Origin of the sequence: Pseudoselenomonas caprae (genome assembly GCF_008271345.1) — a bacterium.
Classification (GTDB): domain Bacteria; phylum Bacillota; class Negativicutes; order Selenomonadales; family Selenomonadaceae; genus Selenomonas_A; species Selenomonas_A caprae.
Map to the genome: position 1 here is coordinate 74,135 of NZ_VTOZ01000003.1, position 21,829 is coordinate 95,963.

Below are 21,829 nucleotides of genomic sequence, written 5' to 3' on the forward strand. Positions count from 1 at the left end.
ATGGCAAAAGTTAAAGTTACGCTTAAGAGAAGCCTCATCGGCCGTCCGGAAACCCAGCGCAAGACGGTTCGCGCTCTGGGCCTGCGCAAGATCAACTCTGTTGTTGAGCTGCCAGACAACCCGGCAATCCGTGGTCAGCTTCACAAAGTTGAGCATCTGATCGTTGTAGAAGAAATCGCAGACTAATCATAGAACAGGAGGTGCACTAGATGAAATTGCATGAATTACAGCCAGCAGCTGGTTCCCGTAAAGTCCGCAACCGTGTAGGCCGCGGTATTGGTTCCGGCAACGGCAAGACTTCCGGTAAAGGCATGAAGGGTCAGAACTCCCGTAGCGGCGGCGGCGTACGCACCGGCTTCGAGGGTGGCCAGATGCCGCTTTATCGTCGTCTCCCGAAACGCGGCTTCAAGAATATTTGGGCTAAGAACTATGCTGAGGTCAACGTTGAGTCCCTGAATCGTTTTGAGGATGGTGCAACGGTTGATCCGGTTGCTCTCGTTGAGTCCGGTATCCTGAAGAACGTCCAGGATGGTATCCGCATCCTTGGTAACGGCGAGCTCACGAAGAAGCTGACGGTTCGCGCTAACGGCTTCACGAAATCCGCAGAAGAAAAGATTACGGCAGCAGGCGGTAAAGTTGAGGTGATCTGAGGTGCTCTCAGCCCTTGGCAATGTATGGAAAATTCCGGAGCTTAGGCAGAAGATCACGTTTACGCTGATCATGTTCGCCATCTTCCGGATGGGTACCCATATTCCGGTTCCGGGAGTCGATCCGGCGGCGATTGAGCAATTATTCGCCAACGGCAGTCTCTTCGGCCTGTTAGACCTCTTTTCTGGTGGTGCTTTCAGTAAGTTCTCCATCTTTGCGATGTCCATTACTCCGTACATCAATGCAGCGATCATCATCCAGCTTCTGAATGTTGTCGTGCCGACGTTGGAGCAGTGGTCAAAGGAAGGCCAGGAGGGCCATAAGAAGACCACCAAGGTAACGCGCTATCTCACGGTAGTGCTGGCATTCTTTCAGGCGATCGGCATGGCCATCGGCCTGAAGGCTGCTATCCTTAATCCGAATCCAGTCAACATCCTGATCATTGCGATCACGTTGACGGCTGGTACGGTGTTCCTCATGTGGCTCGGGGAGCAGATCACGGCCCAGGGGGTTGGTAATGGTATTTCCCTTATCATCTTCGCTGGTATCGTGGCTGCACTGCCGAAAAACATCGGAACGATTTACCATTACGTCCAGGCTGGTACGATCAGCTACTTCAGTGTGTTCATGTTCGCGGTCATCGCCATCGCGATGGTTGTGTTCGTTGTCCACGTAGAGAATGGCTTCCGCCGCATCCCGATTTCCTATGCGAAACGCGTGGTAGGGCAGAAAGCTTATGGCGGTCATTCCAGCCACATCCCCCTGAAAGTGAATCAGGCGGGCGTAATCCCAATTATCTTTGCGTCATCCGTGCTGATGTTTCCAGTAACCATTGCCCAGTTCATTGATATTCCCTGGGTAAAGACGATTGCCAGTTATTTGGAGTGGGGTAAGCCGCTTCAGACCACGTTATACGTCGGTATGATCATCTTCTTCACTTACTTTTATACTGCGGTTACTGTAAAGATATCGGATATGGCAGAGAATCTGAAAAAATACGGTGGTTTCATCCCGGGCATCCGTCCGGGACAGCCAACGGCAGATTATTTAGATCATGTCATGACTCGTATCACGCTTGCTGGCTCCATTTTCTTGGCCTTTATCGCAGTCCTGCCGAACCTGGTCGCAGGTGCAACTCATATTGAGGGTGTATACTTCGGTGGTACGGCACTGCTCATCGTCGTCGGCGTTGCGCTGCAGACGATGAAACAGATAGAGTCCATGATTGTAATGCGTCACTACGAAGGGTTCATGAAATAAGAGGAGGCAAAACCATGCATATCCTGTTGATGGGCCCCCCGGGTGCCGGCAAAGGCACGCAGGCGGCTGAACTGGTCAAGGAGTTCAACATTCCGCACATCTCCACGGGCGACATGTTCCGTGCGGCGATGAAGGAAGGTACGGAAATGGGCAAGAAAGCCAAGTCGTATATCGACGCTGGCAATCTTGTTCCGGATTCCGTTACGGTCGGCATTGTGCGTGACCGTTTAGCTCAGGACGACTGCAAAAAAGGTTTCATTCTCGATGGTTTCCCACGTACGGTCGAGCAGGCTGATGCTCTCGACGGTATCATGGCTGACCTCGGACTGAGCCTGACGCGTGTACTGAACATCAGTGTTCCGGCTGCTGACCTCGTAGAGCGAGCAGTTGGACGCCGCATCTGCAAGAAGTGCGGTGCTACCTATCATGTCAAGTTCAATCCTTCCAATAAAGAGGGTGTATGCGACGAGTGCGGTGGCGAGCTCTTCCAGCGTGCAGATGATACGGCTGAGACGATGACGAATCGCCTCTCCGTATACGAAGCTTCCACGAAGCCGCTTATCGATTATTATCAGAAAGCCGGCATCTACACGGAAGTTGATGGCAGACAGGCGATTGACAAGGTCACGAAGGATCTCGTTGAGACCCTGAAGGGCTGAGTCAGTTCCGTTGGTGAGATTCACTGAACGATAGAAGTTATTGTAAAGGGCGGCATAAATACTTGCCGCCCATTACAATGATTATGAAAAATTGATTGACAACCTGTTGTTGGGCATGGCATTGATAGAAAATGCAGAAGCTCCTTAGATGACTTTGGCCCAACCAATTTCCATAAAAGGAGAAAAAACATGTCGAAGCAAGATGTTATCGAAGTAGAAGGCAAAGTCCTGGAGGCACTGCCAAACGCGATGTTCCAGGTTGAGCTTGAGAATGGTCATGTTGTACTGGCGCATGTATCCGGTAAGATCCGTATGAACTTCATCCGTATTCTTCCCGGTGACAAAGTCACTATCGAACTCACGCCATATGACTTAACGCGTGGCCGTATAACCTACCGATTCAAATAAGTCATCTCCGCTTTTGCGGGTTTAAAAAATATTTACCATTTTTTTTCGTTTGCTACTAGGCAGGATGGAATAAACATGGTATACTAGCAAAATGAGACTGACAATAAAGAAAAGGGGGCAACCACAAGATGAAGGTAAAACCGTCAGTAAAACGGATTTGTGAGAAATGCAAAGTCATTAAGCGCAAAGGCCGTGTTATGGTCATCTGCGAAAATCCGAAACATAAACAGAGACAAGGTTAATTATTGAATAAGGAGGTGCTTTATTAATGGCACGTATTGCCGGTGTAGATTTACCCCGTGACAAGAGAATTGAAATTGCATTGACGTACATTTTTGGTATTGGTTTGAAGACTTCTAAGGATCTTCTGAAGGAGACTGGCATCAATCCGGATACCCGTACGCGTGACCTCACGGAGGATGAAGTTGTAAAACTTCGTGATGCCATCGATAAGAACGTTATCGTCGAAGGTGACCTTCGTCGTGAGCGTCAGATGAACATCAAACGACTCGTTGATATCGGCTGCTACCGTGGTCGTCGCCACCGTCTTGGCCTTCCTGTCCGTGGACAGAACACTAAGAACAACGCCCGCACGCGTAAAGGCCCGAAAAAGGCTGTAGCAGGCAAGAAGAAAGACTAATAAAGGAGGGTTAACTGGTGGCAGTTAAGAAAGCAGTTCGCACGAAGAAAAAAGTTCGTAAGAACATAGAATATGGCGTAGCGCACATCAGCTCTACGTTCAACAACACGATTGTAACGCTCACTGATAAGAGCGGTAATGCACTTTCCTGGGCTAGCGCAGGCGGCCTTGGTTTCCGTGGTTCCCGTAAGAGCACTCCGTTTGCAGCTCAGATGGCTGCTGAGACGGCTGCTAAGGCAGCTATGGAGCACGGCCTCAAGCAGGTCGAGGTTTACGTTAAGGGTCCTGGTGCTGGCCGTGAAGCCGCAATCCGTTCCCTGCAGGCAACGGGCCTCGAGGTTAACATGATCAAAGATGTTACCCCGATTCCGCACAATGGCTGCCGTCCGCCGAAGCGTAGAAGAGTTTAATAGGAGGTGCAATTACTAGATGGCAATTGATAGAGTACCAGCCATTAAAAGATGCCGTGCACTTGGCATTGAGCCGGCTGTTATTGGTCGTTCCAAAGAATCGAAACGTCAGCCGCGCCGTACGAACCGTAAGGTTTCCGAGTATGGTCTGCAGCTGAAAGAAAAGCAGAAAGCAAAGTTCATCTACGGTGTACTGGAGAAACAGTTCCGTGGATACTACGATAAAGCGAAGAAGATGCAGGGTGTTACGGGTGAAAACCTGCTTGGTCTTCTTGAGCGTCGTCTTGACAACGTCGTTTTCCGTCTTGGCCTTGCCAACACGCGTCGTCAGGCTCGTCAGCTCGTTCGTCATGGCCACTTCACGGTCAACGGCAAGCGCGTAGACATTCCGTCCGCACTTGTTTCCGCTAACGACGTTATCGCTGTTAGCGAGAAGAGCCAGAGCAATGCCTTCTTCAAAGAGCTCAAAGAGAGCAGCAATGCCCTTTCCGCTCCGGCATGGCTCCAGGCTGACCAGGCTAACCTCACGGGTACGGTAACTCGTTTCCCGAACCGCGAAGAGATCGATGTTCCTGTCAACGAGCAGGCTATCGTCGAGTTGTACTCCAAATAATGAATATTTGTGCCTGTGTGCATAGTGTTCGATTGATTATTGAGGAGGTTCATTTCAGATGATAGATATCGAGAAACCGAAAATTGAAATTGCGGAAATCAGTGAAGATAACCGTTATGGTAAATTCATCTGCGAGCCGCTCGAGCGTGGCTACGGCACGACGTTTGGCAACAGCCTGCGCCGTATGCTGCTGTCCTCGCTGGAGGGTGCTGCAATTACCTCCATCCGGATCGATGGGGTACTCCATGAGTTCTCGACGATTCCGGGTGTCCGGGATGACGTAACCAACATCGTTCTGAACCTGAAGCAGCTCTGCCTCAAGATGGCAGGCAATGAGCCGAAGGTCATCCGCATTGACGTGGAAGGCGAGAAGGAAGTTACGGCTGCCGACATCATCTGTGATGCCGACATTGAGATTCTCAATCCGGACCTCCATATTGCTACGGTTGACGAGACGGGCAAGCTCAAGATTGAGATGACCGTTGAGCGCGGCCGCGGCTACGTTCCGGCTGACAAAAACAAGAAGCCGGAAGACACGATTGGCATTATCCCAATCGACTCGATTTTCTCCCCGGTACAGCGCGTGAACTACACCGTACAGGATACGCGTGTAGGTAATGTCACGGACTATGACCGCCTGATCCTCGAAGTCTGGACCGATGGTTCGCTTCGTCCGGAAGAGGCAGTCAGCAAGGCTGCTGGCATTCTCGTCATGCACCTCAAACTGTTCCAGAACATGGACGGTCTGCCGGATGAGATTGAGGAGGAGGAGGCATCCTTCCCAGAGGAGGAAGAGGATGATTCTTCGAAGGTCCTCGAAATGACCATTGAAGACCTCGACCTCTCGGTACGTTCCTTCAACTGTCTGAAACGCGCCAACATCAACACGGTCGCTGACCTTGCTGAGAAGACGGAAGATGACATGATGAAGGTCCGCAACCTCGGACGCAAATCTCTTGAGGAAGTCAAGAAGAAGCTCGAGGAACTCGGTTTGGCTCTGAGAGAAAACAACGATTGAAAAGAGGGAAATAAATGAGCTACAGAAAATTAGGACGTAACTCCGCAGCCCGTAAGGCGCTGTTTGCTAGCATTCTTACTTCCTTCTTCAGATATGGCCGCATTGAGACGACGGAAGCTAAGGCAAAAGAGCTCCGCAAATTTGCTGAGCAGCTGATCACGCTTGCAAAGCGTGGCGACCTGAGCGCTCGTCGCAAGGCTATCGCAGCCCTGTCTGATGAAGATGTTGTAAGAAAACTGTTTGATGAGATCGCAGCTAAATACGCTGACCGCCAGGGCGGTTACACGCGTATCCTCAAGCTCGGCGTACGCCGTGGCGACGCTGCTCCGATGGTTATCATCGAGCTCGTCTGATCACATACTGCAACAAGCAAGACCTGACCGTTTGGTCAGGTCTTTTTCTATACCATCATGCGTGATACATTTTGGGTGACCATGAAGGAGGAGACTTCGGATAGAAAATTTATTTGTTGTTGCCAATCCTCATCTGATGTTATGATTATAGTCAGCATTAGTGTTTTTTAGAATCGGATTTTGAAGAAAGGTGAAGGCGCAGTGGATAAGAGAATCATGATAGAGGGTGCGATGGATCTGGAGACGAAGTTTCTGCTGGATGCCTTGAAACAGACGCAGGAGCATTTGCTGGGGACGTGGCGGTTTGTGGAAGGCTGGTATAAGGAAGTGCCGCTGGTGGTGGCTGTGACAGCCGTTGGAGCGGCAAATGCGGCGGCAGCCACGGCCTTAGGAATCGAGAAATTCAAGCCAGCAGCTGTTATCAGTCAGGGGACGGCAGGCGGACATGATCCGGCTTTGGGGGCCTATGATATCGTCTTAGGCAAGCAGTCGTTTGACGCTAGTTCCTACCGCACAGCACAGGAAGATAGGGCCGATTGGCAGCATATGGAACTCATGGGAGCATATGCCTATGAGCCGGATAGCGGCGAATTTGTGCCCCAGGCAGTCTATTATCCAGGTGATGAAGTCCTTCTGGCCGCAGCCCATAAAGCCGCGGCTGGGTATAGCCGTGGCCGGGTGATGGATGGCTGTATCGCCAGCTGCAATACCTGGAACAGGCAAAAGGAACGTCTGCAATATCTGCATGATACATTCGGCTCTTCTTGTGAGGAGATGGAAGTACATTCCGCAGCACATGTATGCCGACAGTATGAGATTCCCTTTTTGGGTATCCGCATGATATCGAATTCTGAATTCCGTGAGGAGGATTTCCAGCCGGAAACGGCACAGGTCTGTCAGGAATTCGTCCTGTCCGTGGCGCAGGAAATCTACAGATCGTATGATTGCGCCGGACAGCTAGGAAACTAACGGCCCCTTGTGCTGAAAGGCAGGATCAGGCCGGCAATGCCACAGAGATAAAGGGGAAATCGGAGAAGAAGACACGAACTTGGCCTGTTATAGCAAAATGGTCCTTGATCACTGTGATCAAGGGCCATTTTTGTTTCCTGTATTGAAGTGTCGCAAGAAGGGATCAGGCTGATATCAGATCGAAGCAGTATAGAGCAGGATCAACCATGCTGGTGGGCCAGACGTTTTTTATAGAAATGCTGGCGGCGCTGTTCGACGATGGTCTTGGCTTCGCTGTCGCGGTCCATCTGATGACGGGTGAAGCGATGATGGCGGCCGAGGAGGTAGAAGTAGAGGCCGATACCCAGGAGGGAAATCGTTCCGGCGCCGAGATATACAACCTGGAAGCCAAAATCCGGGACAAAGCTGCCTAGGGTATAGGGGCCTACGCCAATGCCGAGATCGAGGAGGACAAAGTAGGTGCTGGTGGCAATGCCGACTTGATGCATGGGAGCACAGTGGACGGCTAAGGCATGACAGCAGGCTGTCAAGGTTCCGTAACCAAAGCCCAGGAACAGGGCGCCGATCAGCAGAGGGATATCCGTAGTTGCACGGGCGATGATACTCATGGCGGTGGCCATGCAGAGCAGTGACGGATAGACGACAATATCGCCGCCGTAATTGTCAAGCAGGAAGCCGGTAAGTGGACGGCTGATGAATGACGTGGCGGCAAAGCAGAGGAAGAAGCAGGTAGCGCCAATTCCCGTTACCCCGATGGCGTTGGTATAGGCGCCCAGGAAGCTCAGTACGGTGGAGTAACAAACGCCGCCCATGAAGGCTATGCTCGATATGCCGAGGGCCTTCAGGGAAAAGAAGCGGTCAAAGGAAATATGGTACAGGTCTTCCCGTTCAGACGGCAGGATGGTGCGCTCTGGTGTTTTCAGCAAGCAGGAGAGCAGGAAGATCACAAATGTCGCGGCGGTACAGATTTCAATTCCCAGATTGAAGCTGCCGGCCTGAGTGATGTTCATGGCCAGGAAGGGGCCGATGGCTGAGGCGAGTGTGACGCCAAGCGTGAAGTAGCCGATGCCTGTTCCCATGCGTTTGAGAGGAACCAGAGCTGCTACAATCGTGCTGGCAGCAGTGGAGGTTGTACCGAAGGCGAGTCCATGAAGAAAACGCACGACCATGAAGGAAGCAAGATTCGGTGCGAGCTCATAGCAGAGGACCAGCAGGAAGAACATGGCGGTGCCGCTCCTGAATAATCTGCGGCGGCCGATGAAGTCGATGAAGCGGCCTGCGGGGATGCGGGCGAAAAGTGCCCCGACAATGAATAGACCGGAAGCGAGGCCGGCCATGCTGATGGAAGCATTCCAGGTATGGATGGCATAGGCAGTGGACCATAACATCAGCAGGAAATGGACACTGTAAACCAGGAAATTGATGATGATGTCGAAAACATAATCCTTGCTCCAGAGTTTGACGGGAGCTTGATCTGAAACAGCTGGCATAGATAACGTCTCCTTTCGCATTGTGTGTTGGCGGTGGCTGGACGAGCAGACGGGAAAGGAAAAGGTTTGGAGATAATCTGCTGCATCCGATGCATCGATATGAGCGGTGACACTCAGCTCGTGCATGTAATCGTTTGAAACTTGAGTATGCATGATTACACAGTTCTACCCTCCTATGATAAGTTTACAGAAACCTATTATAGGAGGGTAGGAATGAGATGTCGAATGTGAAAAATGCACGGGAAAAGCGCAAAAAATGCATAATAGATGCAAATTGTCACAAAACAATGCGAATATGAAAAAATTTCACGATATCTATGCATAAAAATCATCAAAATCATGATATATTTCTTGAAAGCCCTGATTTCACTGGGTATAATGAATCTGGATGTAGTTTATTATGCATGATATACAACAAAGTGCTGGCTGGAGATAGAACAGGGGAGGCCTTACCGGTTATGGAGTTAACACAGTTGAAATATTTTCAGGCTTTGGCGCGTCATGGGAGTTTCTCGCAGACTGCAAAAGCCATCATGGTGTCCCAGTCGGCACTTAGCCGCTCCATTGCCAAGCTGGAGAAGGAACTGGCAGTGATGCTGTTTGAACGCCAGGGAAAACAGACGAAGCTCACAGAGGCCGGCGAAAAGTTCCTGTTCCATGTGGACCGGGTACTTCGTGAGATGGAGGTAGCACGGCAGGAAATCATCATGGATCATGGGGGAGAAGGGTCAGTGAGTGTATCGTTCCTCCACTCACTGGGCGATACCTATCTGCCCTTGATTCTCAGCAGGTTTCATATCCGTTATCCGCATATAGGGATCACGCTGAACCAGCAGAACTCCACTGCATTGACCGAGGCACTCATGAAAGGGGATACCGATATCTGCCTATGTTCGATGCTGAATGGAGCGGATATTGCCTGGATGTATCTGTGGTCCGAGGAACTTTTCCTGGTAGTGCCCTGTTCGCATCCATTGGCGCAGAAGGAAAAGGTGCGGCTAGAAGAAATCGATGGCGAGGCCTTCATCACGCTGAAGCCGGAGTATACGCTCCGCCAGCAGGTCAATCAGCTGCTGGATCTGGCTGAAAGCCAGCCGCAGGTGATCTTTGAGGGAGACGAGGTCCATAATCTGATCTCGCTCGTGGCCGCACAACTGGGGGTCAGCTTGCTGCCGCATATCCCTTGTACGGAACAGATGGGCGTTTGTTATATTCCCGTGGCATTTCCTGTATGCAAGCGCGCCGTGGGAATCGCTTGGAATACACGACGGCCGCTCACGTCGGCAGCAATCTGTTTCCAGCAATTCACCATAAATTACTTCAACAGCCATCAGGATGTATAATAGGTTCTCTTCGCGTGGTGTAATCAGTTGCCGATGATCACGCCGCCGTGGATGAGGACGGGGGTGCTGTGGGTGGCAGTGTGCGTGGGGAGCTTGGTGGATAGCTTGCAGGGACTGTTGAGGAGGTAGGCGGTGGCGAGCACGGCCTTTTCCTTTATGTTGCGGTAGGTCTTGCTGTCAAGCTCGGCTTCGTAGACGGTAGTGCTATGCGGGGAGATGACAACGGTGGTCAGCGCCTGGGTGAAGGCCATGTTGTCCGACCACTGCCAGAGCTTTTTCCCGTTCTTGTCGGTGATGATGATGTCGTAGATCTGGCTCGTCTTTTGCTGGAGCGAGTAAGGGATGCTGCTGGTGTTAGTGATCTTGAATTCGAGCTGCAGGCGGCCGTGGGTTTCCTGGATGGACAGCTCCTCGGCAATCTGCTCGTAGGTCAGGGAGGCATAGGTGCTCTGCGGGGCTGAGCTGCCTGATGACGAGGCCGGGAAGGTGATGCCGATGCCTGTACCGAAGCGGGCTGAGGCCATGCTGGGGATCAGCAGGAAAAGGGAAAGCAGTAAGATGATTTTTCGCATGGTGAATACTCCTATCGTCAAAAAAATACTTTATTATCTATTTCGTGGGAAATCCTTGTGTTTCCTGCCTTTTTTTTGTACAATATAAGTGTGAATTTTGTGTGTATTATGAATATGGAGGGAAAGGTATGGCCAGTAAATTTTATCGTTGCAGTAAATGTGGTAACCTTATCGGTCTGATCCATGAGGGCGGAGGGCCGTTGGTATGCTGCGGACAGCCGATGGAAGAGCTGACGGCGAATACGACCGATGCGGCTCAGGAGAAACATGTACCGGTGGCTGAGTATGATGCCGGTGCGGGTATGCTGAAGGTAACGGTCGGTTCGGTGGCTCATCCTATGACGCCTGAGCACTTCATCGAGTGGATTCATGTGCAGACGAAGCTGGGCGGCCTTATGCGTCAGCTGACGCCTGAGGATAAGCCAGAGGCAGCCTTCAGGATTGCAGATGGGGATGCGCCGGTGAGCGTATTTGCTTATTGCAATCTGCATGGTTTGTGGAAAACGGATATCTAAGCAATAGTGATAAAAAGCTGGGCGGTTTGTGCAGGATTTTGCACAGACCGCCTTGTTTTTTGTGTTATAATGGTGCATGTATGATTTTGGGGAAAGAGGATATCCAGATGGCATTTATCGAGGTAGAGAACCTTACACATGTATATCATCCGGGCACACCGCAGGAGTTCGTGGCGCTGGACAAAGTGAATCTGTCCATTGCGGCTGGTGAGTTCGTGGCTGTGCTCGGAACGAATGGCTCAGGTAAGTCAACGCTAGCACGTCATTTGAATGGCCTGCTGCTGCCGACGGAGGGACGTTGTCTTGTCGATGGCTTGGATACCTGCAAGGCGCAGGATCTTTGGCAGATACGGCAGCAGATCGGCATGGTGTTCCAGAATCCGGATAATCAGCTGATCGCGGCGGTGGTCGAGGATGATGTGGCCTTTGGCCCGGAGAATCTGGGGGTGGAGCCGCAGGAAATCCGGCGGCGGGTCAAGGAGGCTCTGGCGGCGGTCAACATGACGAAGTTCCGCACCTATGCGCCGCATCTCCTGTCCGGTGGGCAGAAGCAGCGCATTGCCATTGCCGGAGCACTCGCGATGCAGACGCGCTGCCTGGTGCTCGATGAGCCGACGGCTATGCTCGATCCGCAGGGGCGTGAGGAAGTCATGCAAACGGTGCAGCGGCTGCACGCAGAGCAGGGCATCACGATTGTCTACATCACGCATTTCATGGAGGAGGCCGCCCAGGCCGACCGCCTTATCGTGATGGATGGGGGCAGGGTAGCGGCCGATGGGACGCCGCGAGAGCTGTTCGCTGATGTGGGCGCCATGAAGAAGCGGGGCCTCGATGTGCCGGTGGCGGCAGAGGTTGGCTGGCGGTTGCGGCAGCAGGGCATCAAGCTGCCCGCGGATATAGTTACCGACGAAGAATTACTTGAGGCATTGGAGGCATATACGTGTCAATCGAATTGAAACAGGTCAGCTATACATATATGCCGAAAACGCCCTTTGAACGGCAGGCACTGCGCGAGGTATCGCTGACAATCGAGGAGGGCAGCTTCACGGCAATCGCCGGGCATACGGGCTCGGGCAAGTCGACGCTGGTGCAGCATCTGAATGGGCTGCTGACGCCGACGAGCGGGCAGGTGCTGGTCGATGGCATCGATCTGGCCGACAGCAGCAAGGCAGGGCGCGAGCAGGCGCGCCGGGCACGGCAGCAGGTCGGCATGGTGTTCCAGTATCCTGAGCAGCAGCTCTTTGAGGAGACGATTGCGGCTGATGTGGCCTTCGGACCGCAGAATCAGGGGCTCAGCGGTGAGGCGCTGGAGCAGCGTGTGCGTGAGGCTATGGAGCTTGTCGAGCTGGACTACGACAAGTATAAGGATCGCAGTCCGTTCCAGCTGAGTGGCGGGCAGAAACGGCGGGCGGCGATTGCTGGCGTGCTGGCACTGCATCCGCGCTATCTCGTGCTCGATGAGCCGACGGCTGGCCTCGATCCCTGCGGCCGCGAATCGCTGATCCGGACAATCTGTGCGCTGAAGAAGAAGTGGAAGCTCACGATTGTGTTCATCTCGCATAGCATGGAGGATATCGCGCGGCTGGCCGATTCCGTCGTCGTCATGAAGCAGGGCGGGTTGGCTATGCAGGCAGCTCCTGAAGAAGTTTTCGCCCAGGATGCCCTGCTGCAGGAAGCGGGGCTCAAGAAGCCGCATATCCTGTCCCTGCTGCAGAAATTGCAGGCTGCAGGTCTTCCCGTGAAAGCGGAGGCCCTCGATATCGAGGGCGGCGTGCAGGCAATCCGGGAGGTGCTGGTCCATGCTGAGTAATATAACGTTGGGACAGTTCTTCCCCGGCGATAGCGTGCTGCATCGCCTTGACCCGCGTGTCAAGATCGTGCTGCTGCTGTTCTATCTGATCGAGGTGTTTGTTTTCAGCCATCCTCTCGCTTATGCGGTGCTGACCGTGGGGACATTCTTGCTTATCCTGCTGTCGGGGGTACCGATGCGTATGATGCTGCGCTCGCTGAAACCGCTGTGGTGGATCATCCTCTTCACTTTCCTCATCCATCTGTTCAGCAATCCGGGGACGCCGATTGCGCAGGTGTGGGTATTTACGATGACCTGGGAGGGCGTGCAGAAGGGCTTCTTCCTGTCCCTGCGTCTGGTGCTGTTGATTCTGGCGAGCTCGCTGCTGACTTTCACGACGAGTCCGTTGAAGCTCACGGATGCGCTGGAGAGCCTGCTCTCGCCGTTCCGGCGTTTTGGCCTGCCTGCGCATGAGCTGGCGATGATGATGACGATCGCCCTGCGGTTCATACCGACGCTGATTGCTGAGACCGACAAGATCATGAAGGCACAGCAGTCGCGCGGTGTGGATTTTTCGAGTGGCAATGTGCTGGCGCGGCTCAGGAATATGGTACCGATACTCGTGCCACTGTTCCTGTCGGCCTTCCGCCGGGCGGATGAACTCGCGCTGGCGATGGAGGCGCGCTGCTATCGTGGCGGTATCGGCCGCACGCAGATGAAGGCTTTGCAGCTGCTGTCCATCGACTATGCAGCCGTGACGGTATTCATCCTGCTGACCGCCGGGCTGGCGGCTATCCAGATCATGGCTTAGATATAATGGAAAGGAATGGGAATGAAACCAGAGCATAAAGCGGAGATGAAGGCCCGCGCACGCAATATCGTATTGACCGTAGCCTATGATGGCACGGCTTATCATGGCTTTCAGCGGCAGACGCCGCCAGTGGTGGCCGTACAGAATGTATTGGAGGAGAAACTCCAGACGGTATTTGGCGATACCATCGAGCTGGCAGCATCAGGGCGCACGGACGCAGGAGTTCACGCGTATGGACAGGTCGTCAATTTCTTTACCGATGGCACGATACCGACGGAGCGCATCGTGCGGGCAGTCAACAGCCTGCTGCCGCCGGATATCGTCGTGACGGAGGCACATGAGGGCGGCCGTGAGTTCAGCGCGCGCCATAGCGCGAAGTCCAAGACGTATATCTATCGCGTCCAGCAGGGGGATGTTCCTTCGGTGTTCACGCAGCGCTATGCCTGGTATGTGCGGCGGCCCCTGGATGTGGCGGCTATGCAGCAGGCCCTGGACTGCATCCTGGGCACCCATGATTTCAGCGCGTTCCGGGCTGCGGGAGGCGCGCCGATGCTTCCGATACGCACCATGTATGAGGCCAAGGTGGAGGAAAAGGAAAATGGCATGCTGGAGTTTTCTATCCATGGCAATGGCTTCCTTTACCATATGGTCCGCAACATCATCGGCACCGTGGTGAATGTGGGGTTGGGGCGGCTGACGGTAGCGGATTTCCAGCGGATCATGGACAGCCTTGACCGGAACCAGGCCAGTGCCACAGCACCGGCCTGCGGGCTCTATCTGTATAAAGTCGAATATTGATGGTAGGCGTTAGCGGACATGACGGGCGGATTGTCATGTATTGCTAGCGCTTATTTTTATTGGTTTGTGACGATTCGGGTTGCACGGTACTTGCAGATGCGTTAAAATATGAAAAGACCCTGTAAAAGGAGGGTCTTTACTCGTATGCATTTTTTCAGGTGGTGAAACTATGAATTCCCTATTAAAGGTTGGTATCGACGTAGGTTCTACGACCATCAAGCTGGTGGTTCTCGACCACGAGAAGAATATCATCTACAAGAACTACGCCCGCCACTTTTCAGAGATCGGCAATGCCCTGCAGGAGAATCTGACGCACCTCAAGACGATTGTCGGTGAGCAGAAGTTCTCGTTTGCCCTGACCGGTTCTGCTGGTATGGGTATTGCCCAGCGCATCGGCCTGCCCTTCGTGCAGGAGGTCATTGCCTGTGCGACGGCTGTCCGCGAGCTTATCCCGCAGACGGATACGGTCGTGGAGCTCGGCGGTGAGGATGCGAAAATCACGTATTTCGGCGATGCACCGGAGCAGCGCATGAATGGTGTCTGTGCCGGTGGCACGGGCTCGTTCATCGACCATATGGCATCACTTCTGTCTACGGATGCACCTGGGCTCAATGAGCTGGCAGCCAAGGGCAAGCAGATCTATACGATCGCTTCGCGCTGCGGCGTCTTTGCCAAGACAGATATCCAGGCCCTGATGAACGACGGGGCGGAGAAAGCGGATATCGCGCTGTCGATTTTCCAGGCGGTGGTCAATCAGACCATCGGCAACCTGGCCCAGGGACGCCCGATTGACGGTCATGTTGCGTTCCTTGGCGGCCCACTGCATTTCCTGCCGGAGCTGCGCAAGCGCTTCATCGAGACCCTCGGGCTCGACAAGGAGCATGTTGTCGCTGTGGATTACGGCAACTACTTTGTCGCGATGGGATCGGCTCTCTCCGAGGAAGCCAAGAACATCGATGTCTCGCAGCTGGAGACGAGCATTGAGCGTGCCAAGGAGGCGGCAGCCAGCGAGACGCGCCAGGCGGACTTCACGCTGTTTGACAGCGAAGCCGAATATGAGGAATTCAAGCAACGCCACGATAGGGATAAGGTAAAGCGCGGAACGTTTGCAGACTATGAAGGCCCCGTCTATGTGGGCATCGATGCGGGGTCGACGACTACGAAGATCACGGCCATCGGCCGCGAGAAAGAAATCCTCTATACTTCCTATGGCAGCAATCAGGGATCGCCATTGAAGACTGTCGTCAGTGAGATGAAGGAGCTCTATAAGGCCATGCCCCAAACGGCCTGGATCGCGGGGACGATGACGACGGGCTATGGTGAGGCCATCGTCAAGGCGGCCATCCATGCCGATGGTGGCGAGGTCGAGACCTTTGCCCATCTGCGGGCGGCCCAGGAGTTCTGTCCGGAGGTCACCTTTGTCCTCGATATCGGCGGCCAGGATATGAAGTGCTTCTTCGTCAAGGATGGCAGCATCGGCAATATCACCCTCAATGAGGCCTGCTCGGCGGGCTGCGGCTCGTTCATCCAGAACTTCGCTGAGGGCTTGCATATGACGCCGGCGGAGTTTGCGAAGAAGGCACTGACCTCCAAGGCCCCCGTTGACCTCGGTACGCGCTGCACGGTTTTCATGAATTCGAAGGTCAAGCAGGCGCAGAAGGAGGGGGCGGAAGTCGCCGACATTTCGGCGGGCATTGCCTTCTCGGTCATCAAGAATGCCTTGTTCAAGGTCATGCAGCTCAAGGACGTCCGCGAGCTCGGCGACCACATCGTCGTGCAGGGCGGCACCTTCTACAACGATGCGGTGCTGCGCTGCATGGAGAAGCTGCTGGACCGCGACGTCATCCGTCCGGACATCGCTGGGCTTATGGGCGCCTATGGTGCAGCTATCCTGGCCTTGGAATCGGGGCAGGCGCATTCGTCGGTACTGTCGGCGGAGCAGCTTGATGCATTCACGGTAGCGACGAGTTCCTACCGCTGCAAGGGCTGTGGCAATAAGTGCCTGATTACGATGCAGAAATTCCCCGATGGCAGCAAGTACTTTACGGGCAACCGCTGTGAGCGCGGCGTGGGAGGCGAGAAGCAGACCGAGGAGCAGACGCCGAATATCTACAAGTATAAATATGACCGCGTCTTTAGGCATTACAAGCCGCATGAAGGAGCTAAGCGCGGCCGCATCGGCATCCCGCGGGTGCTCAACATGTACGAGGACTATCCGTTCTGGTTCACCTTCCTCGATACCCTCGGCTATGAGGTTGTGCTGTCGGGCAAGTCGAGTGCGAAGATGTATTACAAGGGCATGGCAACCGTACCGTCGGATTCCCTCTGCTATCCGGCCAAGATCACCCATGGACATATCGTCGATCTCATCGAGAAGGGCGTAAAGAAGATTTTCTATCCCTGCGAGCCCTATAACATGGAGGACGATGTCAACGAGTCGGACAACCATTTCAACTGTCCGATTGTCGCTTCGTATGCCGAAAATATCCGCGGCAATATGGATATCCTGCGGGAGCAGAATATCGACTTCATCCAGCCCTTCCTGCCGATCCATGACAAGAAGCGCCTGATTGCGCGTCTTTATGAGGAACTGGGGGACAGGGAAGGGATCGCCAAGCGTGAGATCGCTGCGGCAGTCGAGGCGGCCTATAAGGAAATCGAGCAGTATCGTCAGGATGTCCGCGACTATGGCGCGAAGATCCTGGCGCGCATCGAGAAGACTGGCGAGCAGGCGATTTTGCTGGTGGGCCGTCCCTATCATGTGGACCCGGAAATCAACCACGGCATCCCTGAGATGATCCAGTCCTATAAGCTGCCGATCCTCTCGGAGGATGCGGTCTATCATCTGCCGGTCAAGTCCGGGAAGCTCAAGGTGGTCAACCAGTGGAGCTACCATGCGCGGCTTTACCATGCGGCGCAGTTCGTGGCGGAGCATGACAACCTGACGCTGATCCAGTTCAGCTCTTTCGGCTGCGGCCTCGATGCGCTGACGACGGGACAGGTCAAGGATATCCTCGAGCAGCATCATCGCATCTACACGATGATCAAGCTCGATGAGGTATCGAATCTCGGGGCGGCCCGCATCCGCCTGCGGTCGCTGATGGCGGCACTCACGCGCCGTACGCCGGTCGCCTATAAGGAAATCAAGCCGATTGCGCGTCCGCGGTTCACCGAGGACTGCAAGGCTACCCATACCATCCTGGCACCCCAGATGGCACCCATCCATTTCGAGCTCTTCAAGACGGCTATCCGCAAGTACGGCTACCATGCGGTCATCCCGCCGATGCCGGGCAAGGAGGCCATCGACACGGGGCTGCGTTATGTCAACAACGATATGTGCTATCCGGCCATCGTCGTCATCGGCCAGCTCATCCAGGCGCTGAAGTCGGGCATGTGCGATCCGGACCACACGAGCATCATGTTGTTCCAGACCTGCGGTGCCTGCCGGGCGACGAATTATCTGAGCGTCCTGCGGGAGGCTCTCAAGTACGCGGGCTACCCGCAGGTGCCGGTCTTTGCCGTGCACGGCCTGAAGGATGAGACGGATGCCTTCAATCTCGACCGAGCGATGCTCACCGATGCCATCAAGGCGGCTGTCTATGGCGATACGCTGATGAACGTGCGCAACCGCATGATGCCGTACGAGCTGACCCATGGCTCGACGCAGGCCCTGTTCCGCAAGTGGATGGATCGCTGCAAAGCTGAAATCAATCACGGCAGTTACTTCAAGTTCAAGAAGAACGTCAAGGCCATCGTGCGCGATTTTGACAATCTGCCGATCGATGAAGACCTCTGGAAACCGAAGGTCGGCATCGTCGGTGAGATTCTCGTCAAGTATCATCCGGTGGCGAATAACCATATCGAGAAGGTGCTCATGGATGAGGGGGCCGAGGTCGTCATGCCGGATTTTGTGGACTTCTTCCTCTATTCGGCTTACGATTCGATTGCCAAGCATCAGCTGCTGGCAGGCAAGTACAAGGATGAGTTCTTTGGCAAGCTGTTCATCAAGGCCATCGAATTCTTCCGCAAGCCCATGCGCAAGGCCCTTAAGGAGAGCCGCCATTTCCGTGCACCGAATACGATCTACGAGACAGCAGAGCTTGCCGCGCGCCATGTCAGCCTCGGCAACATGGCTGGCGAGGGCTGGTTCCTGACTGGTGAGATGGTGAAGCTCATCGATGAAGGCGTGCCCAATGTGGTCTGCCTGCAGCCCTTTGGCTGCCTGCCAAACCATATCACGGGCAAGGGTGTCATGCATGAGCTGCGCACGAGCTACAAGGGGGCCAATATCACGGCCATCGACTGTGATGCAGGCTCAAGTGAAGTCAACCAGCTCAACCGCTTGAAACTGATGCTGGCCGTGGCTAAGGAACGCGGGCCGCAGCAGGAGAAAAAAGAACATAAGGACAAGGCGATAAGCCACTGAGTGAAATGACCCGTCAATTTTTGACGGGTCATTTTTGGCTCATAAATCAAGGACATGTGTCCTAAAAATCATTGACAGGCAAAAAAAATCTCGTTATTATGAAATAGTCGGTTAATAATTCTATGTTTTTATGGGAGACGATAAAATCCATGAAAGAGTACAAACCATTTAAATCCGGTAAGGTTCGTGAAGTCTATGATGCAGAGGACAGCATCATCATGGTAGCTACGGACCGCATCTCCGCTTTTGACCACATCTTGAAGAACAAGATCACGGATAAAGGCGCTATTTTGACGCAGATGTCCCGGTTCTGGTTCGACTTTACGAAAGATATCCTGCCGAATCACATGATTTCGGTCGACAACAAGGATATGCCGGAATTCTTCCAGCAGGAAGGTTTCGTTGGCAACAGCATGAAGTGCAAGAAGCTCACGATGATTCCGATGGAGTGCATCGTCCGTGGCTACATTACGGGCAGCGGCTGGGAGAGCTACAAGGAGAACGGCACGATCTGCGGCATCGAGCTGCCGGAAGGCCTCGTGGAGTCCCAGAAATTGCCAGAGCCGATCTTCACGCCGAGCACGAAAGCAGAACTCGGCGATCACGATGAAAACGTCTCCCTCGAGAAGGGCGCAGAAGTCCTGGAGAAATCCTTCCCGGGCCATGGCCGTGAGTATGCTGAGAAAGTCCGCGACTACACGATTGCCATCTACAAGAAATGCGCGGAGTATGCACTTTCCCGTGGCATCATCATTGCCGACACGAAGTTCGAGTTCGGCATCGATGAAGACGGCAACATCGTCCTCGGCGATGAGGTACTGACGCCGGACAGCTCGCGCTTCTGGCCGCTGGAGGGCTATAAGGAAGGCCAGAGCCAGCCGTCCTATGACAAGCAGTTCGTCCGTGATTGGCTCAAGGCAAACCCGGACAGCGATTATGAGCTGCCGCAGGATGTCATCGACAAGACGATCGCCAAGTACAAAGAAGCCTATAAGATGCTTACGGGCAAGGATTTTGAGTAAGGATTTGATTCTGGAGGGCGCGGATCGGCAAGATCCGTGTTCTTTGTGAAAGGAGAGCATGATTGATGAAAGTTGCAGTAATGATGGGAAGTGATTCCGATTGGCCAATCTTGAAGCCAGCCGTCGAGATCCTCAAGTCGTTCGGTATCGAGTCTGAGGTCATCGTGGCGTCGGCTCACCGCACGCCAGCCAAAGTCCGTGAAGTCGTGCTCAGTGCGCCCGAAAAAGGGATTGGTGCGTTCATTGTGGCAGCAGGGGCTGCGGCGCATCTGGCAGGTGTGGTAGCGAGCTATACGACGCTGCCGGTTATTGGTGTGCCCATCAACGCTACGCCGCTCAACGGCATGGATGCGCTCCTGAGCACGGTGCAGATGCCGTCGGGGATTCCCGTGGCGACGATGGCCGTCAATGGTGCCAAGAATGCGGCGATCTTTGCTGTGGAGATCTTTGCGGTGGCGGATAAGGAGCTCGCGCAGAAATTGGCGGATTACCGCACGAAGATGATTCAGGAAGTCGAAAAGAAAGCAGCCCGCGTTGCTGCCCAGCTTTAAGCTGCGTGCAACCGGACTGTTTTTTTGACCGCAAAAAGCGGGCTGACCGTGTATATTATATGAAAAAGGAAAAGAGAGAACAAAATAACCATGTATGAAAATGGCTATAACTTAGAACCGAAATGGAAAGAGGAATGCGGCGTCTATGGTGTCTATTCCCATACGGAGGATGTCTCGGGCATGACGTATCTGGGGCTCTATGCGCTGCAACATCGTGGGCAGGAAAGCGCGGGCATCGCCATCACCGATGGCGCCTGGATGGATGTCACGCGTGGCATGGGCCTCGTCAATGAGGTATTCCGCCATCAGGTCCCGCATATGGAGAACCAGTGCATCGCCATCGGCCATGTGCGCTATTCGACGACAGGCTCGAGCCTGCTGGCCAATACGCAGCCGCTGATGGTCAACTATGCGGGCGGCAAGATCGCGCTGGCCCATAACGGCAATCTGACCAATGCTGCGGAGATCCGCCATGATCTCGAGCAGCAGGGCACGATTTTCCAGACCTCCATCGATTCCGAGGTGTTTGTCAACCTTATTGCGCGTTCGCGCCAGGAGACTATCGAGGACAAGGTCATCGAAAGCCTCAAGAAAATCAAGGGCGCGTACTGCCTGACCATCATGACTGAGAGCAAGCTCATCGGTGCGCGCGATCCGCAGGGCTTCCGTCCGCTTTGCATCGGCAAGACGGAGGAAGGCAGCTATATCATTTCCTCGGAGACCTGCGGCCTTGACGTGGTCGGAGCTGAGTTCATCCGCGATGTACTGCCGGGGGAAATGGTAGTCATCGATGAAAACGGTATCAAGTCGTATCCGTTTGCGACGCAGGAGCCCAAGGCTGCATGCATTTTTGAATACATCTACTTTGCGCGTCCCGATTCGGTCATCGATGGCCAGAGTGTCCACGATGCGCGTTTCATGATGGGACGCATGCTGGCCCGCGAGTCGGGCTGCCAGGGCGATATCGTCATTTCAGTGCCGGATTCGGGCACGACGGCAGCCACGGGCGTGGCCTTTGAGTCGGGCATTCCCTTTGTGGAGGGTCTGATCAAGAACCGCTATATCGGCCGTACCTTTATCCAGCCGACCCAGAAGAAACGCGATACGGCAGTGAAGCTCAAGCTCAATGCCATCCGTTCGGTGGTTGCAGGCAAGCGCGTCATCATGGTCGATGACTCCATCGTCCGCGGTACCACCAGCGGCAAGATCGTCAAGATGCTCCGCAATGCCGGGGCCAAGGAAGTCCATATGCTCATCAGCAGTCCGCCGATTGGCTATCCCTGCTACTATGGCATCGATACGTCGGTCCGCAAGGAGCTTATCGCAGCGACCAAGAGTGTCGAGGAAATCCGCGAGTACATCGGTGCCGATACGCTGCATTTCCTGAGCATCGAAGGGCTCAAACAGTCGGTATCCGCCGTTGACCCTGAGGCGATGTGCTACGCCTGCTTCAACAGTGCCTATCCGATCGAGGATGGGGAAAAGCCGGCTGGCGACAGCAAATATGTATTTGAACAGCGCAAGTGTTGAGAGA

General features: G+C 54.0%; 24 protein-coding genes. 22 read left to right on the top strand and 2 right to left on the bottom strand.

The annotated features are described in order from the left end of the window. From rpmD to mtnN, 12 genes are all read left to right on the top strand, one after another. Positions 1-186, top strand: coding sequence for a 50S ribosomal protein L30 (gene rpmD, locus FZ041_RS02090; RefSeq protein ID WP_075429265.1), 186 nt, complete (start codon positions 1-3; stop codon positions 184-186). A gap of 23 nt (positions 187-209) precedes the next feature. Beyond that, the gene (rplO, locus tag FZ041_RS02095; protein WP_075441452.1) at positions 210-650 is read left to right on the top strand and encodes a 50S ribosomal protein L15; all 441 of its coding nucleotides are present in this window, start codon (positions 210-212) and stop codon (positions 648-650) included. A 1-nt stretch (position 651) separates the two neighbouring features. After that, positions 652-1,908, top strand: a complete 1,257-nt coding sequence (gene secY / locus FZ041_RS02100) for a preprotein translocase subunit SecY (RefSeq protein ID WP_075441454.1) — start codon at positions 652-654, stop codon at positions 1,906-1,908. 14 nt (positions 1,909-1,922) lie between these two features. Continuing rightward, complete coding sequence (locus tag FZ041_RS02105) at positions 1,923-2,567, top strand: adenylate kinase (protein ID WP_075441456.1); 645 nt, start codon at positions 1,923-1,925, stop codon at positions 2,565-2,567. A gap of 189 nt (positions 2,568-2,756) precedes the next feature. Then, positions 2,757-2,975: a translation initiation factor IF-1 gene (gene infA, locus FZ041_RS02110; RefSeq protein ID WP_009645081.1), complete on the top strand. Its 219-nt coding sequence runs from the start codon at positions 2,757-2,759 to the stop codon at positions 2,973-2,975. Positions 2,976-3,103: 128 nt separating this feature from the next. Then, complete coding sequence (rpmJ, locus tag FZ041_RS02115; RefSeq protein ID WP_014423857.1) at positions 3,104-3,217, top strand: 50S ribosomal protein L36; 114 nt, start codon at positions 3,104-3,106, stop codon at positions 3,215-3,217. A gap of 26 nt (positions 3,218-3,243) precedes the next feature. After that, on the top strand, positions 3,244-3,615 hold the full coding sequence (gene rpsM, locus FZ041_RS02120) for a 30S ribosomal protein S13 (protein ID WP_075429259.1): 372 nt from the start codon (positions 3,244-3,246) through the stop codon (positions 3,613-3,615). A 17-nt stretch (positions 3,616-3,632) separates the two neighbouring features. Further along, positions 3,633-4,025 carry a 30S ribosomal protein S11 gene (gene rpsK / locus FZ041_RS02125; RefSeq protein ID WP_005842142.1) on the top strand — a complete coding sequence of 131 codons (393 nt, stop codon included), beginning with the start codon at positions 3,633-3,635 and terminating at the stop codon, positions 4,023-4,025. A gap of 19 nt (positions 4,026-4,044) precedes the next feature. Beyond that, positions 4,045-4,638, top strand: coding sequence for a 30S ribosomal protein S4 (rpsD, locus tag FZ041_RS02130; RefSeq protein WP_075441458.1), 594 nt, complete (start codon positions 4,045-4,047; stop codon positions 4,636-4,638). 58 nt (positions 4,639-4,696) lie between these two features. After that, positions 4,697-5,656 carry a DNA-directed RNA polymerase subunit alpha gene (locus tag FZ041_RS02135; protein ID WP_075441460.1) on the top strand — a complete coding sequence of 320 codons (960 nt, stop codon included), beginning with the start codon at positions 4,697-4,699 and terminating at the stop codon, positions 5,654-5,656. 14 nt (positions 5,657-5,670) lie between these two features. Next, positions 5,671-6,009: a 50S ribosomal protein L17 gene (gene rplQ, locus FZ041_RS02140; protein ID WP_033169642.1), complete on the top strand. Its 339-nt coding sequence runs from the start codon at positions 5,671-5,673 to the stop codon at positions 6,007-6,009. 201 nt (positions 6,010-6,210) lie between these two features. Further along, a complete protein-coding gene (gene mtnN / locus FZ041_RS02145) occupies positions 6,211-6,978 on the top strand; it encodes a 5'-methylthioadenosine/S-adenosylhomocysteine nucleosidase (RefSeq protein ID WP_149188356.1) in 768 nt (255 codons plus the stop codon). Between the two features lie 200 nt (positions 6,979-7,178). On the opposite strand, the gene FZ041_RS02150 is transcribed toward mtnN, so the two are convergent. Then, the gene (locus FZ041_RS02150; protein WP_149188357.1) at positions 7,179-8,468 is read right to left on the bottom strand and encodes an MFS transporter; all 1,290 of its coding nucleotides are present in this window, start codon (positions 8,466-8,468) and stop codon (positions 7,179-7,181) included. A gap of 458 nt (positions 8,469-8,926) precedes the next feature. On the opposite strand from FZ041_RS02150, the gene FZ041_RS02155 reads away from it, so the two are divergent. Next, positions 8,927-9,811 carry a LysR family transcriptional regulator gene (locus FZ041_RS02155; RefSeq protein ID WP_075441466.1) on the top strand — a complete coding sequence of 295 codons (885 nt, stop codon included), beginning with the start codon at positions 8,927-8,929 and terminating at the stop codon, positions 9,809-9,811. 23 nt (positions 9,812-9,834) lie between these two features. Here the strand turns inward: FZ041_RS02155 and FZ041_RS02160 are convergent, their stop codons facing one another. Further along, entirely contained in the window at positions 9,835-10,383 is a 549-nt protein-coding gene (locus FZ041_RS02160) for a BsuPI-related putative proteinase inhibitor (RefSeq protein WP_075441468.1), read from the bottom strand. Positions 10,384-10,511: 128 nt separating this feature from the next. Here FZ041_RS02160 and FZ041_RS02165 point away from each other — a divergent pair, with 128 nt between their 5' ends. From FZ041_RS02165 to purF, 9 genes are all read left to right on the top strand, one after another. Then, entirely contained in the window at positions 10,512-10,898 is a 387-nt protein-coding gene (locus FZ041_RS02165) for a desulfoferrodoxin family protein (protein ID WP_075441470.1), read from the top strand. Positions 10,899-11,005: 107 nt separating this feature from the next. After that, the gene (locus FZ041_RS02170; RefSeq protein WP_075441472.1) at positions 11,006-11,854 is read left to right on the top strand and encodes an energy-coupling factor transporter ATPase; all 849 of its coding nucleotides are present in this window, start codon (positions 11,006-11,008) and stop codon (positions 11,852-11,854) included. Beyond that, the gene (locus FZ041_RS02175) at positions 11,839-12,708 is read left to right on the top strand and encodes an energy-coupling factor transporter ATPase (RefSeq protein ID WP_149188358.1); all 870 of its coding nucleotides are present in this window, start codon (positions 11,839-11,841) and stop codon (positions 12,706-12,708) included. The genes FZ041_RS02170 and FZ041_RS02175 overlap by 16 nt, the downstream gene beginning before the upstream one ends. After that, positions 12,698-13,498, top strand: a complete 801-nt coding sequence (locus tag FZ041_RS02180) for an energy-coupling factor transporter transmembrane component T family protein (protein WP_149188359.1) — start codon at positions 12,698-12,700, stop codon at positions 13,496-13,498. The genes FZ041_RS02175 and FZ041_RS02180 overlap by 11 nt, the downstream gene beginning before the upstream one ends. Positions 13,499-13,519: 21 nt before the next feature. Beyond that, the gene (truA, locus tag FZ041_RS02185) at positions 13,520-14,296 is read left to right on the top strand and encodes a tRNA pseudouridine(38-40) synthase TruA (protein ID WP_149188360.1); all 777 of its coding nucleotides are present in this window, start codon (positions 13,520-13,522) and stop codon (positions 14,294-14,296) included. 169 nt (positions 14,297-14,465) lie between these two features. Continuing rightward, the gene (locus tag FZ041_RS02190) at positions 14,466-18,722 is read left to right on the top strand and encodes a 2-hydroxyacyl-CoA dehydratase (protein ID WP_149188361.1); all 4,257 of its coding nucleotides are present in this window, start codon (positions 14,466-14,468) and stop codon (positions 18,720-18,722) included. 149 nt (positions 18,723-18,871) lie between these two features. Then, positions 18,872-19,744 (top strand): phosphoribosylaminoimidazolesuccinocarboxamide synthase, encoded by an 873-nt coding sequence (locus FZ041_RS02195; RefSeq protein WP_075441482.1) that lies wholly within the window; start codon positions 18,872-18,874, stop codon positions 19,742-19,744. 65 nt (positions 19,745-19,809) lie between these two features. Beyond that, the gene (purE, locus tag FZ041_RS02200) at positions 19,810-20,295 is read left to right on the top strand and encodes a 5-(carboxyamino)imidazole ribonucleotide mutase (RefSeq protein WP_075441484.1); all 486 of its coding nucleotides are present in this window, start codon (positions 19,810-19,812) and stop codon (positions 20,293-20,295) included. Positions 20,296-20,385: 90 nt separating this feature from the next. Continuing rightward, on the top strand, positions 20,386-21,825 hold the full coding sequence (gene purF / locus FZ041_RS02205; RefSeq protein WP_149188362.1) for an amidophosphoribosyltransferase: 1,440 nt from the start codon (positions 20,386-20,388) through the stop codon (positions 21,823-21,825). Positions 21,826-21,829 lie beyond the last annotated feature (4 nt).

Coding starts and splice junctions, on each gene's coding strand:
- rpmD (WP_075429265.1), top strand. CDS start 1: ATGGCAAAAGTTAAAGTTACGCTTAAGAGAAGCCTCATCGGCCGTCCG.
- rplO (WP_075441452.1), top strand. CDS start 210: ATGAAATTGCATGAATTACAGCCAGCAGCTGGTTCCCGTAAAGTCCGC.
- FZ041_RS02105 (WP_075441456.1), top strand. CDS start 1,923: ATGCATATCCTGTTGATGGGCCCCCCGGGTGCCGGCAAAGGCACGCAG.
- infA (WP_009645081.1), top strand. CDS start 2,757: ATGTCGAAGCAAGATGTTATCGAAGTAGAAGGCAAAGTCCTGGAGGCA.
- rpmJ (WP_014423857.1), top strand. CDS start 3,104: ATGAAGGTAAAACCGTCAGTAAAACGGATTTGTGAGAAATGCAAAGTC.
- rpsM (WP_075429259.1), top strand. CDS start 3,244: ATGGCACGTATTGCCGGTGTAGATTTACCCCGTGACAAGAGAATTGAA.
- rpsD (WP_075441458.1), top strand. CDS start 4,045: ATGGCAATTGATAGAGTACCAGCCATTAAAAGATGCCGTGCACTTGGC.
- FZ041_RS02135 (WP_075441460.1), top strand. CDS start 4,697: ATGATAGATATCGAGAAACCGAAAATTGAAATTGCGGAAATCAGTGAA.
- rplQ (WP_033169642.1), top strand. CDS start 5,671: ATGAGCTACAGAAAATTAGGACGTAACTCCGCAGCCCGTAAGGCGCTG.
- FZ041_RS02150 (WP_149188357.1), bottom strand. CDS start 8,468: ATGCCAGCTGTTTCAGATCAAGCTCCCGTCAAACTCTGGAGCAAGGAT.
- FZ041_RS02155 (WP_075441466.1), top strand. CDS start 8,927: ATGGAGTTAACACAGTTGAAATATTTTCAGGCTTTGGCGCGTCATGGG.
- FZ041_RS02160 (WP_075441468.1), bottom strand. CDS start 10,383: ATGCGAAAAATCATCTTACTGCTTTCCCTTTTCCTGCTGATCCCCAGC.
- FZ041_RS02165 (WP_075441470.1), top strand. CDS start 10,512: ATGGCCAGTAAATTTTATCGTTGCAGTAAATGTGGTAACCTTATCGGT.
- FZ041_RS02170 (WP_075441472.1), top strand. CDS start 11,006: ATGGCATTTATCGAGGTAGAGAACCTTACACATGTATATCATCCGGGC.
- FZ041_RS02180 (WP_149188359.1), top strand. CDS start 12,698: ATGCTGAGTAATATAACGTTGGGACAGTTCTTCCCCGGCGATAGCGTG.
- truA (WP_149188360.1), top strand. CDS start 13,520: ATGAAACCAGAGCATAAAGCGGAGATGAAGGCCCGCGCACGCAATATC.
- FZ041_RS02190 (WP_149188361.1), top strand. CDS start 14,466: ATGAATTCCCTATTAAAGGTTGGTATCGACGTAGGTTCTACGACCATC.
- FZ041_RS02195 (WP_075441482.1), top strand. CDS start 18,872: ATGAAAGAGTACAAACCATTTAAATCCGGTAAGGTTCGTGAAGTCTAT.
- purE (WP_075441484.1), top strand. CDS start 19,810: ATGAAAGTTGCAGTAATGATGGGAAGTGATTCCGATTGGCCAATCTTG.
- purF (WP_149188362.1), top strand. CDS start 20,386: ATGTATGAAAATGGCTATAACTTAGAACCGAAATGGAAAGAGGAATGC.